General features: G+C 60.1%; 15 protein-coding genes. 7 read left to right on the top strand and 8 right to left on the bottom strand.

What is annotated here, in order from left to right:
* Position 1 precedes the first annotated feature (1 nt).
* The 4 genes from ACWCRB_RS20290 to ACWCRB_RS20275 form a co-directional block, all read right to left on the bottom strand.
* Positions 2-523 (bottom strand): SLATT domain-containing protein, encoded by a 522-nt coding sequence (locus tag ACWCRB_RS20290; RefSeq protein ID WP_450997364.1) that lies wholly within the window; start codon positions 521-523, stop codon positions 2-4.
* A 209-nt stretch (positions 524-732) separates the two neighbouring features.
* A complete protein-coding gene (locus ACWCRB_RS20285) occupies positions 733-1,695 on the bottom strand; it encodes a hypothetical protein (protein WP_086747852.1) in 963 nt (320 codons plus the stop codon).
* Positions 1,696-2,048: 353 nt separating this feature from the next.
* Positions 2,049-2,777 (bottom strand): 5-formyltetrahydrofolate cyclo-ligase, encoded by a 729-nt coding sequence (locus ACWCRB_RS20280; RefSeq protein ID WP_450997363.1) that lies wholly within the window; start codon positions 2,775-2,777, stop codon positions 2,049-2,051.
* Positions 2,778-2,795: 18 nt separating this feature from the next.
* Positions 2,796-3,962 carry a helix-turn-helix transcriptional regulator gene (locus ACWCRB_RS20275; protein ID WP_450997362.1) on the bottom strand — a complete coding sequence of 389 codons (1,167 nt, stop codon included), beginning with the start codon at positions 3,960-3,962 and terminating at the stop codon, positions 2,796-2,798.
* Positions 3,963-4,183: 221 nt separating this feature from the next.
* Between ACWCRB_RS20275 and ACWCRB_RS20270 the strand changes: the two genes are divergently transcribed.
* From ACWCRB_RS20270 to ACWCRB_RS20260, 3 genes are read left to right on the top strand one after another with little or no spacing between them, the layout of a single operon-like run.
* Positions 4,184-4,507: a recombinase family protein gene (locus tag ACWCRB_RS20270; protein ID WP_450997361.1), complete on the top strand. Its 324-nt coding sequence runs from the start codon at positions 4,184-4,186 to the stop codon at positions 4,505-4,507.
* Complete coding sequence (locus tag ACWCRB_RS20265) at positions 4,504-4,830, top strand: recombinase family protein (protein ID WP_450997360.1); 327 nt, start codon at positions 4,504-4,506, stop codon at positions 4,828-4,830. Before ACWCRB_RS20270 ends, ACWCRB_RS20265 begins: the two co-directional genes overlap by 4 nt.
* Complete coding sequence (locus ACWCRB_RS20260) at positions 4,827-5,435, top strand: ATP-binding protein (RefSeq protein ID WP_450997359.1); 609 nt, start codon at positions 4,827-4,829, stop codon at positions 5,433-5,435. Before ACWCRB_RS20265 ends, ACWCRB_RS20260 begins: the two co-directional genes overlap by 4 nt.
* 193 nt (positions 5,436-5,628) lie before the next feature.
* Here ACWCRB_RS20260 and ACWCRB_RS20255 read toward each other — a convergent pair whose 3' ends face one another.
* Positions 5,629-5,940 carry a hypothetical protein gene (locus ACWCRB_RS20255; protein WP_450997358.1) on the bottom strand — a complete coding sequence of 104 codons (312 nt, stop codon included), beginning with the start codon at positions 5,938-5,940 and terminating at the stop codon, positions 5,629-5,631.
* Between the two features lie 103 nt (positions 5,941-6,043).
* The gene (locus ACWCRB_RS20250) at positions 6,044-6,514 is read right to left on the bottom strand and encodes a hypothetical protein (protein ID WP_450997357.1); all 471 of its coding nucleotides are present in this window, start codon (positions 6,512-6,514) and stop codon (positions 6,044-6,046) included.
* Positions 6,515-6,963: 449 nt separating this feature from the next.
* Here ACWCRB_RS20250 and ACWCRB_RS20245 point away from each other — a divergent pair, with 449 nt between their 5' ends.
* Positions 6,964-7,305 (top strand): hypothetical protein, encoded by a 342-nt coding sequence (locus ACWCRB_RS20245; protein WP_450997356.1) that lies wholly within the window; start codon positions 6,964-6,966, stop codon positions 7,303-7,305.
* Positions 7,306-7,539: 234 nt separating this feature from the next.
* Entirely contained in the window at positions 7,540-8,376 is an 837-nt protein-coding gene (locus ACWCRB_RS20240; RefSeq protein WP_450997355.1) for a hypothetical protein, read from the top strand.
* Positions 8,377-8,603: 227 nt separating this feature from the next.
* Here the strand turns inward: ACWCRB_RS20240 and ACWCRB_RS20235 are convergent, their stop codons facing one another.
* Complete coding sequence (locus tag ACWCRB_RS20235; RefSeq protein ID WP_450997354.1) at positions 8,604-8,933, bottom strand: hypothetical protein; 330 nt, start codon at positions 8,931-8,933, stop codon at positions 8,604-8,606.
* A 244-nt stretch (positions 8,934-9,177) separates the two neighbouring features.
* Positions 9,178-10,551 (bottom strand): hypothetical protein, encoded by a 1,374-nt coding sequence (locus tag ACWCRB_RS20230; protein WP_450997353.1) that lies wholly within the window; start codon positions 10,549-10,551, stop codon positions 9,178-9,180.
* A gap of 345 nt (positions 10,552-10,896) precedes the next feature.
* Between ACWCRB_RS20230 and ACWCRB_RS20225 the strand changes: the two genes are divergently transcribed.
* Both ACWCRB_RS20225 and ACWCRB_RS20220 read left to right on the top strand, forming a co-directional pair.
* Positions 10,897-11,118, top strand: coding sequence for a hypothetical protein (locus ACWCRB_RS20225; protein WP_450997352.1), 222 nt, complete (start codon positions 10,897-10,899; stop codon positions 11,116-11,118).
* A 94-nt stretch (positions 11,119-11,212) separates the two neighbouring features.
* Positions 11,213-12,049, top strand: a complete 837-nt coding sequence (locus tag ACWCRB_RS20220; RefSeq protein WP_450997351.1) for a hypothetical protein — start codon at positions 11,213-11,215, stop codon at positions 12,047-12,049.
* Positions 12,050-12,052: the final 3 nt, after the last annotated feature.

Genomic DNA, 12,052 nt, shown 5'->3' with positions numbered 1-12,052 from the left:
CCTACTCCCCTTCGTCTGTGGCATAGCTTTGGCCACCGCCGCTGATGTTCTTGCTGGACTTCTTGTATGCGAGGCGACCCGGCGGGTCGGACGTCTTGTTGAGCTCATCCCGAGTGTTGGTGAGATTGCGCAACGCATCCCGCGCGTCTTCGCGGCTAAGATCGGCCAGGTCGATGGTGAGGAACTGCCGTGCGGTTGTCTGAAGTTCAAGGTAGGCACTGGCCGAAGCCTGGGCCTGTGTCATACGACGCGACGCGTTCACGGTAGTCAGGGTGGCGCTGAACGCAGCCGAGATAAGAGCCAACACCCCCGGCCAGATACCGAGGTCACCGCCGAGAGCGGTTCCACCGGAGATGGCGGCGAGTGCTGCTGCCGGGACGCCAAGCATCAGGTTGATGAGCCGCCACAACTTGGCCTGCTCGAACTGGCCTTGTGCGCTCCACAGCGCACTCTCATGGATGCGGTCTGCCTCTTGCGCGATCGCTTGGTGTGACTCAGGGATGCCGTCGGGGATCAGTGACACGAACACCTCATAGGACCAGGAACCGCGTAAGTAGGTGAAGACGGGGCAACAGGAGCAACGGGCCAGTGTAGACGGCTGGGTTCATGGTGGGCCAGCGGTGTGCATGTGGTGCGACGGCTCTAGCGTGTCCGCCAACGTGGGGCGTGCTCGGGCGTGCTGAACCGGTCTGATTCACGGGGTGTGGCCGGCTGCGGGTTGGTCTCCTCAATCTAGGAGCCCGTCTGCCGCACCAACTCGTCGCGCTGGACGACGCGCGGACTCGACTTCCCGCGCTTGCTGGCGGAAGGACGCGGCTTGGCGTGCACCGTCACCATGTACACGGTGATGCCTTCAACGTGGAGCCGTGGCGGCCACGGCTTCGTGTCCTCGTCGGTAGGGAGCTGTAGGCCCTGGTCGCTCAGATTGAAGACGACGAGGTAAGCCACGTTCTTGCCGTAGTTCTGGGCGTAGCTGACCGCCTGTTGGAACCCTTGGGCCACGTACCCCACGTCGTAACTCTTCTCCGGGGAGTACAGCTTGACCTCGCAGACGAGCGGATCGTCACCTTCAAGGCCACTCACGATGTCGGCCTGACCGGAAGCAGATTTCGGCTGCGAGAACGGATAGTCGATGCCCTGGTCAAACAGGAACTTGCGAAGGTACTGGTCGTACAGGTCCTCACCGTGCTTAGTGTCAGCTTCATACTTATCGAATAGCTCCGCTTGATCGAACCACTCAAGACGCCGAGCGAACCGTTCGAGCATGTAGAGGATCTCACTCGCCGAACCGATCTGCTCTTGCAGATACTCGACGAACGGCTCGACTGCTTTTTCAGTCAAGCCCCGGATCATAGCGTTGAAGTTGGTATCATTAGAGAAGCATCTTGCGTGATTCTGTGGGTCTTCTCCACCTGCCCATCTCGCGATAAAGCGCCATGTGACCTTTGCGCGACCAATCTCAGAATCGGGCCAGTCATAGTAACCGCGACGTGTGAAGTTCTCCGCAATCCAATTATCTGCGTCCAGCTCAGGGAGGCTGGTTGCCACCCGCTCTGCGATCGCACGCAAGGCGGCCGACCGCTGAATGAAGTCGTAAAAATACTTGATCTCCCGGTCGAAGACCGTGTAGTCCGTCTTGTAAAGGCGACGGTATCTTTCTTGCAGCTTGACCTGTAGGTCGCGTTCGTAGCGCATCAGAAGAGTCCTTTCAAGGCCTTAGTTAGCTGTTCCATGGCAAGGTCTACTTCCTCAAGCGCTCCGAACATAGAGCCGTCGGCGTCAACCAGGCGGATGCGTGCTCGACAGCATGGGCAGTACCGATATGCCTGTACACGGGCATCAAGAAACTGAATCTCAACCTCGTACCCGCAGCGAGGGCACGGAAAATTTACGAGGCTGGCTAGGATTTCAAAAGACAGCTTCATGGTTGGATTATATCAGCAGAAAGTGACTCGGTGTGACATTTCGACTACCACTCGCTAATTCTCTGGTGGTAGGGATGTCGCGTATTCCGCACCCGCTGTGTGCGGAAGTCGTACGCACGGCTTCTATTCAGTACGACGAGCGCTTGCCTGCGCGGCAAGCGCCGGGATCGCTGCAATCTTCTCCGCCGTGAGGTCGTTCCAGACGAGCCCTCGGGGCCGGCGCCTGTTGGGGCACTCGATCACCTCGTCCGGCGTGACGATGAGATCCACACTGAAGTCGTGCTCTGTCTCGGGGATCTCCTCGTCGACGACCTGGAGCTGGTGAACGGGCGCGACAATGACCGTCTCGTCCGTCACGAGGCCCGCCTCGATCAGGAGCGCCACCTCTAGGTCGGAGTACCCCGCGCCCTTGCCAATACGTGCACCGGAGCGGTTGACGGCCACGCTGCCGCAGATCACCACGTCAATGGGACGCATGTCCTCGACGCCGACTCGGCGAGCCACCTGTGCGGCACCCTTCTTTTCCGCAGCCTGCTCGACAGGTAGCTCAAGCGTCTCGGGGTCCAGCAAGTAGAACGGTTGGAGGCTCGCCATCCTCGGCACGGCCATATAGAGGAGCTTGCCGTCCTGCAGAGCGCGGATTCGGACCGGCAGTTGGGCCCAGTCGGGGTTCGCCTTGACCGTCCGGGCCTGCTTCCACACGTCCAGCTCGGCCAGGCGCTCAGCCGTCGCCTCCGCGCCGTAGAAGCCGGGGATCTTGCCGTACGAACCTTCCGGCACCGCGCTCTCACGTTCGAGCAGGCGCCATACCTGGTCGCGGACGGCTTCCTTGGCCTGGTCGATGTTCCTCATGTGCCCCTACCGGTCCCGTCAGATCGCCGCCATGAGGGCCAGAAGACGATCATTGACGTCCTGCACCCACGGCTCGTGCCGCCACTCGCGAAGCTCTCGACCAGCGGCGAATGCCAGGTTAAGACCGCCGCCACCGCGTGTCAGCTCCACGGCGTCGATCGTCCGGTGCATGGTCGCCGACGCTTCGTCGAGCTTACGCTGGCGGATCAGAGACAAGGTCAGATTCCCTAGCGCGATGGCCTGGCTCTTCTGCTTCGCGGCGAGCGCCCTGGCGGTCATACGCAGGATGGGTTCGGCGCGCTCGGGCAGGTTCAAGAAGAGGTAGCACGAGCCCGACAAGCGGCTGAACTCGTTGATCGTGTAGTACTCGGCCGCTACGTCGTTGGCACCGACCCGGTCGAGCTGCGCCTCCGCTTGCGTCAGTGCCTCCTCGCATGACTTGAGGTCGCCGCTCATGGCGTAGCCCTCGGCCACGTGAAGCAAACTCAGCCCGGTAAGGGAAGGACTGGCGGATCGTGCGACCTCCGCCGCCTGTCCCGCGAGCGTTGCGCCCTTGAGGGGGTCTTTCTCGCCGTAGAGCGCCACGAAGCTCTTGCGTAGCGTCGCGTATGCCTCGGCGTACGGATCTCGTACCTGGCGGGCCGCGGTCACCGCCTCGTCCAGATAGGCGACCGGTGCGTCGTGGTCGCGCCGCTGGCTCACGTCCCAGACGAGCTGTCCCATGAACGTGGCCGACTCAGCTTCGACTTCGAAGAGGGCTTTGCGCACGCGGGGGTTGGTCGCGTTCTCTCGAAGGAACTTCACCTGCCCGTGGACCTGGCCGGCGGGTCCGAGCAGAGCCGTCGAGGGTGCTCTGTCGTACCGCTCGTCGAGTTGGCGAATCCGCTCGTGTAAGTAGGCGACTGCCACCAGGTCTACTGACGAAGGGTGCTCCAGGACGTAGCTCATGCGCTCGCTGGGCTTCGTCTGGATGACCGTCACGTCGTCGAGTAGGGACTCCAACTCGTCGAGTGTCACGTTGAGCGCGGCAGCGAGCTTGGGACGTACCCAGGGCTGGGGTTCACTCTCGGCCGTCTCCCAGCGCACGACCGTCGAGCGCTCGATGCCCAGTCGTTCGGCGAGCTTGTCTTGGCTGTATCCCGCAGATTTGCGACGCTGAGCGAGCCGCATGCGCTTGGCCGCCATCGCACTTCCCTCCCGGGGCTCGGGGGCGTACCCACCATAGCCACCCGGGGGCCGTTTACGCAGGTCAAGGCCGCCCTTGCCTCATTTTTGCGTCGTTCTTGCCCCTCCTTCGCTCTGGGTTTCCGCAGGTCAAGGGGCTTTTCTTGCCGTTATGCCGGTCCAACGGCGCCTGGCCCCAAGCCCGTCACTGGACCGGCTTCGAAGCGGCGAAAGGGGACTTCATGCGACCTGCAATTTACGGCTACATGCGCGTCGTGAGCATTGAGGAATCGGACGACGAATCCGAGCGCGTGAAGCGAGAGTTGACCGCATACGCCCAGCGCGAAGGCTTTGCGCTCGACCAGGTGTTCACAGAAAACATCAGGTGTTCGGAATCCGCGTTCTCCGTGATGCTCGACTCCTTGAAGCTCCACGACGTCAAGGACATCATCGTCCCCTCGCTCTGGCACTTCGCTCGGCTGCCCGGCCTCCAGGACGCCATGCGGCAGCACATCGAGCAGGAAACCGGCGCTCGTATCTGGGTAGTTCAGGGGCGGCGCGCGTGACCGACCAAGAACGTCCCCTGATCTACGGGTACATGCGCGTCCAGCGAAGCCAGACCGACGACGAGTTGCTTGCACTTGAGCGTGGTCTCCAACTCTTCGCCGCCTCCGAGGGCTATCGGTACGCCATGACCTTTCAAGAGTTCGTACCCGGCTGCACGAGAGTGTTCGGGTCATTGGTCGCTGAACTCACCCGCGTCGGTGGTCACCACGTGGTCGTACCGACCATGGATCACCTCGCGCTTCATCCGCTGTTGCAGATTCACCTGCTCATGAAGTTGGAACTGGACGCAGGCGCTGAGGTCTTCGAGGTGATTGCCTCGTGACCGATGAACAAGAGGTCCCGCCGAACCGCGACTGGGTCTACACCAGCAGCTTGCAACTGGCTGCCGTACCGTCAGCCGCCAGTTGCTCGCGCATGCTCGTCCGGCTGACGTTGACCCGGTGGAAGTTGGCCGAATACGTCGAGACGGCGGAGCTGGTGATGTCGGAACTCGTCACCAATGCTCTGCGGGCAACCGGGCTCACCGACCCGGAACCGAAGTCATGGGAAATTACGGCGGAGCACGTCATCGGGGTGCAGCTCCGTGCCACCGGTACGAGCCTGGTCTTGGACGTCTGGGACAGGAGCCCTGACGTACCCGTAACCGAGAGCCCCGGCGACGACGCCGAAGGTGGACGCGGACTGCTGCTCATTGGAGCGACGTGCAAGCAGTGGGACGTCTTCCGACCGCACGCCGGAGGGAAGATCGTGTGGGCAGAACTCGAACTGGACAGGGCAGCGAAACCGCCGCCGCTCACCACCATGCCCGTACGTATCCCCGGAGCCACCAAGCCTCCCAAGGGGCCGGTCCTGCGCGTGGCGGAGGAGGCGCTGCTGCAACGCTTCCTTGACGCGCTGTATCAATGGGATGAGTCGCGGCCTGTTTGAAGGACGCGGCTCAACCGTAGGCCGGCGACTGTCCTTGATCCGACAAATCGATTCCCATACACGAGCACCCCGTGACTGTTGTTGTCACGGGGTGCGAGTTGTTTTCCTGTTCCCTGGAAGGCGTAAGCCACCCAGGGGGGCCGCACACTTTTAATTCAAGCACGCTCTGGCAGCTACGATGAGTTGCCAGTCTTTATGATTTCTTGTTCCTGCCCCTGAAAGCGTAGATAAACCAGGCGCCCAAGGTTATGTAGTACACAAGCACGCCGAACTGCTGGTAGGCCATGGCCTTGACGCCGTACGCCTGTCCGGCCGTAAGTATGAGCAGAAGCACGAGGACAAGTCCGCCTGCAATAAGAAAAGTTGGCGCCGCAAATTTTCGATACTTCTTTGATGACTCCACCAAAAAGAAAGCCCCGAGTAGTAGAAGCCCGACTGGCCAAACGATGGTCAGCTGTGTTAGTAAACTGTAGATTGCTTGCAAAATAATCTGAATCATTTCCATTGATAGGTGCCCTGTTTAGTTTCTTATACGTGTTGATGTGCCGTCGGCCGGGGCGAATACCCCGAGCCGACGGCCCACACCCGATTAAGGACGGGTCACTGGATCACAGGCATGGCGTGTAGAACTCCATGGTCGTGTACCAGGTGCTGGTGATGATGTGTCCGCGTACGCACATACGCGGCGAGTGGATTTGGTTCGACCATGCGGTCTGCCACTCGTTCCCGTTTTGCCAGTCCGAGTTGTAGCCCGACTCGGGCTGCTCGGCACGGACCTTGTACGTGAAGCCTCCATACACCGGCGTGAAGCGTGCCCACTGGACGCTTCCGCAGTTGTTGGTGCCACGCAGTTCGAGCCTGCCCGCGTACACCGGCTTGCCGAGGGTGGTCTTAGCGAAGACGTCCACGGCAGCCTGAGTCCAGGCTCCCGCCGTACAGCCGGTGGCCTGCGGGTCCTTGTTGTTGCAGCTGCTGCCGTAACACGAGGCCGCGCTTGCCGGGCTGGCCGACAGGAACATTCCGCTGGTTGCAAGAACGGCGCTGCTTGTCAGCACCGCGAGCCGTTTGATGGCCCTCATCTAAACATCGCTCCCTGATGTTGTCCTACAGGTGGGGAATATCTTGCGATATTCTTGATTGATTTAGACATGGTTGGTTACTTTTGAGAAGGCGTGAAATTTACAACGTATTGGTTCAATGGGGGTAGAAAAAAAGAACACCCCGTCCTGATGGCCTGTGCGGACCACCAGGACGGGGTTTCCGCCGTCAACCGCCGGGAGCTGGCGGGAGGCGGAGTTTAGAGAAGGCTACTGCCGTTCCTTGATCTATTAATGCCACACTTCGCGAGCTTTGCAGAGGGCGGAATTTACAACGCCACCGAATTAGTGTTGACTTTGATCAACGCATGGTTCATAAATAGAAGTGTTGACGGAAATCAACATCAAAAATTCCTCGTCGATGTCCTGCGGCTACACGAGATGAACCACCAGGGTTCGTCGGCCGCAATTCACCGAGGAGGTGGCTCGCGATGAGCGAGCAACCAACAGGAACAGGCCAGCTTCGCACGCTGGCAGTCCGGATCACCGAGGATCTGCGAGCACAGCTGGACGTTGTCGCCCAGATCACCGGACGCAGCACCACCGAGGAAATTCGGTTCGCCCTGGAGCACTGGGTCGAGAAGACCAAGTCTGACCCGGCCATCCTCCAGAAGGCAGCGGCAATCCGTGCCGACATCGAGCGTGAGGTGCAGACGCGCCGTAACGCCATTTCGGCAATCTTCGGTGCCGAGGACACCGCGGAGGAGAAGACTGAAGAGTCAACCCCCGTCGGCCGTCCGGCTACTCGCCGAGGCAAGACCTCGGACGAGTAGCACACCGCTTCACCTTCGAGCGTGAGGTCGAAGGTGAAGCACAAGGCGGGAGCCCACCTGGACGCGACTGATGTCGCTGCCTGGGTGGCTCCCGCCACTTTTCATTATGCCTCTGCCTCTGAATCTGTCACATCTGGCATGTACTTTGAACTAACCAAAACCCGGTGGAGCCTGCCATGTCTGGCCGCTACCGTTGATCCATGACAGGCAATCAGCACACGAGAGGTGTGTCGCATGGCAAACGGTAAGCCGTCGGCAAGTCCGTGGGATTCACCGATCTTTCAGCCGCTATTGCATGAGGCTGGTCTCGCAGCCCAAACCTTGTATATTGGTCTAACAACCCTGCGCAAGGCCAGCTATCAGGAGCCGGAGAAATACTACGGAGGATTCTTCAGCTACACCATCGGGCTGGAACGTGTCATGAAGTTGACCATCTTGCTCGACTCCCTTGTGGAGAATGGGGAGTTCCCCAGCGACCAGCAACTCAAGAAAGCCTACAGTCACGACTTGAGTAAGTTGCTTTGCGCCGTACGAGAAATCCGGGAAAAGCTCGATCAGAGTGAGCTTCGTTGGAAGTTGCCGCACCCAGAAATCATCGACGACGCGGTGACGTTCCTCGCCGAGTTCGCCAAGACCACCCGCTACTACAACCTTGATGTGCTGTCGGGTAAGGCTCCGTCTCTCGACCCAGTAGCGCGCTGGTTCCAGGTGGTTGGGAAGCCGTTGCTTGACAAGCGGCCTGCGCGGCAGACACGTCGGAATTCGGAGTATGCGAGCGCCATCGAGGAGCTCATGGGGGACAAGCTGATCATCCGGTCCATCAGAGAGGACGGCACCCCAGTGACAAGCGCCGGAGAAGCCTCCATCGCTGAGTACGAAAGCGAGTACGTAGCGAAGGAAGGCACCTTCCTTTGTACAGCACTGGCGAGGTACGTCATCGAAGTGCTTCGGGACCGAGGACATGCAGCACGAGGCGCGGGCCATGCGATCCCGGCCTTCGGCGACTTCTTCGCCTTGTTTAACAACCGTGACGACCTCCTCAAGAACCGCAGGTCGTTCGTGATGAGGTAAGCGAGGTGCCCGGCATCATGCAAGCCGGGCACCGACGATCGCTCTAGCCTTCCGGACGACGAGCCCGCCGGAACCATCTTGGAGTACGTCTGCCTACCAGGCCGGCCACGGCCTGAAGGGGCGAGTGGTTCTGAGCGGCACCCTCAGAAAATCAAAACACCCCGCGACCGCCAGCGGACACGGGGTGTTCTTCGCTGGGTTGCAGGGTGGGGTTCGTCGGAGCTGACTCAGTCTCGTGAGCTTGTGGGGATGACCTGAGCGATCACCTCATCGAGCTGAATGTCCAGGTTGGGGCTGCCGTTGGAGTAGACGTACGCGCGTACGCGCCTCTTCGGGTCGCTGTAGCTGGAGCCTTCCTCCACGATCCAGCCCTCGAAGGACCAGTCCGGGTACTCGAAGTAGACGGTGTCCTCGGGCGGATACACATCGCCCGACTCGTCCTTCGCGAAGACAGTTCGCGCCACGGTGACGGCCACCTGAACGGTGGTGTCGTGATCCAGCTTGACGGGGATCGTCTTGGGGTCGCTGTATCGGGTGTCGAAGGCCGAAGCCTTCATGTCCTCGATCGTGAACTCTGGCGTAGACCCGAACAGGCTTTTGTTGGATTCAAAACCGATGTTACGAAGGTCGCTGGTGAGGCGTTCTTCCGGCATGCTGTCGTACCTCTCATTCGATTCGGATGGGGCACGCCGCTAGTTCGGGGGAACGGGCAGGGTGCCACACCAGAAGAGAGAGGCAAGGATCTATTGCCAATTCGGCAATCTGTGTTTATTTAAACATGTAGACGCACTTTAGTCAACACTATCCAAGCTTGACCTTGACGTCGAATAGAACGTAACCAGCATTTTGGCCGATAACGCCGTCTAGCTTATTCTCCCCAAGGAGTGTGCCGGAAGGCGTTGTAATCCCACTTGTTGCGGTGTCACCGTTAAACGTCTCCGCGAGTTGCGGAGGGCCAGGAGTGTTGTCGTAGGGCAGCACATGTACCCGTGCACTCCCACGCTGGTACGTGATTGTGACGGGCTGCGAGGAGGTAAAAGTGCAGCTTGCCCACACCGTCATAGAGTCCGCTGCCGACAGGATTCCGACGAGGGATGGGGTATTGGATTTGTTTACGGGGAGACGCACGCGAACGCGCGTGTCATGCAGCTTTGCCGCACTGTTTCCGTCATTGAGGTTCGGAGCTACTGCGTTATCGAACCAGATGTAGCACTGGTAGGTATGGTCGTCACGAGCCGTTACTTCCGTGCTCCAGATAGCGTTTTCTCTGTCACGGCACTGCACAAAGTTGCGCTCATCCCCGTGCTGATCGTGGTCGGTGATCGAGTTGAGTACAGGATAGGGCGCAGGCTTCTTCATGGTGAATGCGCGTCGCTTCGGCCCCCATCCATGACTATCGTCTGCGCTGGATTGGCCTGATACTGCAACTTCGACTTTTGCCAAATTAGGATTGATGGATCCTGGCGGTTTGGATTCTAGCCTGGCATACCTCTCTTTGAGTGCATCGCTAATCAGGTCGTTCTTGTCTGGCGATACCTCCTTCATGATGAGGGCACCCGAAATAAGACCTAGCACCAATACGAGTGCTAGGCAGGCGTCGGCGCCTATAGTCGCCCTGTCGGAGTATCGATCGACCAATGACCAGAGAAACTTTTTGAACTTTTCCTCGTTGGTCGGTTCCTCTTCTTCAGTTGAGGGCGGCAATTGTGGCGGATCATGGATGGGATCGGCAGATGCGTCTTGCTGTTTGCCGAGCAATGCCGATGAGTTCTTAATTATGATGTCGGCCAGTGTTTCGAAACCTTTTTCTTCATATCGTCGAACCTGTCGCTCACTACGCGCGATCTCTGCGGTTACATGCGGCCCACTTTTAGCGATTTGCCTTCGGCGCTCGTCCGGGCCTGTGCGAGGGTCGTACCCTAGGGCCAGGGCACTGCGGACAGCTTTTTGCTGATTTTCGTCATCGATCAGCATAGACATTTTATCGAGCGTGGCGATCAGGCTTGCCGAGTCTTCGGGACTCAAGACCAACTTCGTAACGCCTTCTGGTGGAATATCTACACCAAGCAGATGCAAAAGAAGGGGGTGCGACTTGAGCTTAATTGCGGTTAGCCCCGTACCTTCGCGCAGAAATTTGAAGCTCGCGACGAGTTCATCCCGGATAACGACGTTCAAGCCCACTCCTCCACAACCAGCCGCGTCACTACTGCCCGCAAGGTAGTGCATGTCGCCCATCTGACACGCCACCGGATGTCATGACATCCGGTGGCTGCTGTCATGACACGTTGAAACATGGCAGGTCAACGGCATGTACGCGAGCTGGTGGCCTGATTCATGGTTGGTGTGCGGCGACCAACTGGTCCGTGCCAAGGCCCGGTTCCAGGGCTTGACGAGTGGGACTGACGTTCGAGCGACTGCACGAGAGTGCCCGCTCGTCCTTCGTCTCCGGCGCCGCTCCGGTGAAGTCGACGTCTCGGCTCACCACTTCTCACACCACACCATCAGCAGAGGAGCTTCGCCATGCCTCGAAACAGCTACACCCCGCGCATTCGCACGGCCGAGCGCGCCCAGATCGCACATCGGACAGAGGAAATGACCAGGCTCGAAAAGAGCCTCAGCCGAAAGGACGCGGACATCTCCTTGGTCCAGCCCGCCGGCGACGGCAAGGAACGTCGTCGCATGCGTCGTGAACAGAACCAGCGACACAAGCCGGAGCGCTTTCGCGGTGCCAACCAGCCGTAGCTAAAACGCTTCCGGGGGTGGGGCTCCTTCTGGAGCCTCACCCCCGGGACGAACTCCCCCAAGCACAAACGACATCACCAAAGGAGGTCCTGCTATGCGCCTCACCATTCACACCACCGACAGTCTTCGCGTTGTCCCGAATCCGTCGCCGCGACGTTTTCGGCTCGCCGCAGTTGCTGCGCTCACAGTCGCGACGACCATGACTGCCTGTTCCGTCGGCTCGTCTCCGCACGGCGAACTCGCCCAGGACAAGCAGATCCTCACCGATTGCGACGCGTCATCGCCGCCCGCCTCGGATATCCAGGTCGACGGCACGGGGTCGAGCGACACGAAGGAAATCACCGAGGAACGGATGGCCGCCATCGAGCAGGTTGTCCGCACCACCGCCATTTGCTCCGGCCGCCTGCGGGTATCCGTCTTCTCCGCCTCCAGTGCGGCCACAGCGACACTCTTCGACGGACCGCTTCTGCTCCACGGCGCCACCGACAATGCTCGGCTCAAGAGGGCTGCGGTCGTAGTCGACGACGCCATGACCGAGATCCGGGATGCATACGGGCCCGCGGTCGCCGGCCTCAAGGGCAAGGGCAGCGACATCACGGCCGAGTACCGGCTGGCCGGTGAATGGATCAACCAGGTAGGCGGTGACTTCCGTCTGCACCTGTTCATCCTCACGGACGGCTTCCAGAACGTTGGCATCGATCTGGGCAAGCGAGCCATCAGCAAGCAGGAAGCTGCGGAGCTGGCGAACAAGACGGCCATGCCGAAGCTCCCGGGTGCTTCCGTCACCGTCGCTGGACTCGGCCGGGTGGCCGGGACACCACCGCGTTCGGACGTCGTCGAGGGCCTGGTCACCTATTACGACGCTCTGTGCAAGAAGACCGGCGCTGCGAAGTGCGTCTCCGTCACCGACTACGCCTCCGAGGGACGGTGACCG

It is taken from the genome of Streptomyces sp. NPDC002156 (assembly GCF_053593675.1).
Note: the sequence above shows the minus strand (reverse complement) of the source record. Positions and strands in the feature narration are given on the sequence as shown.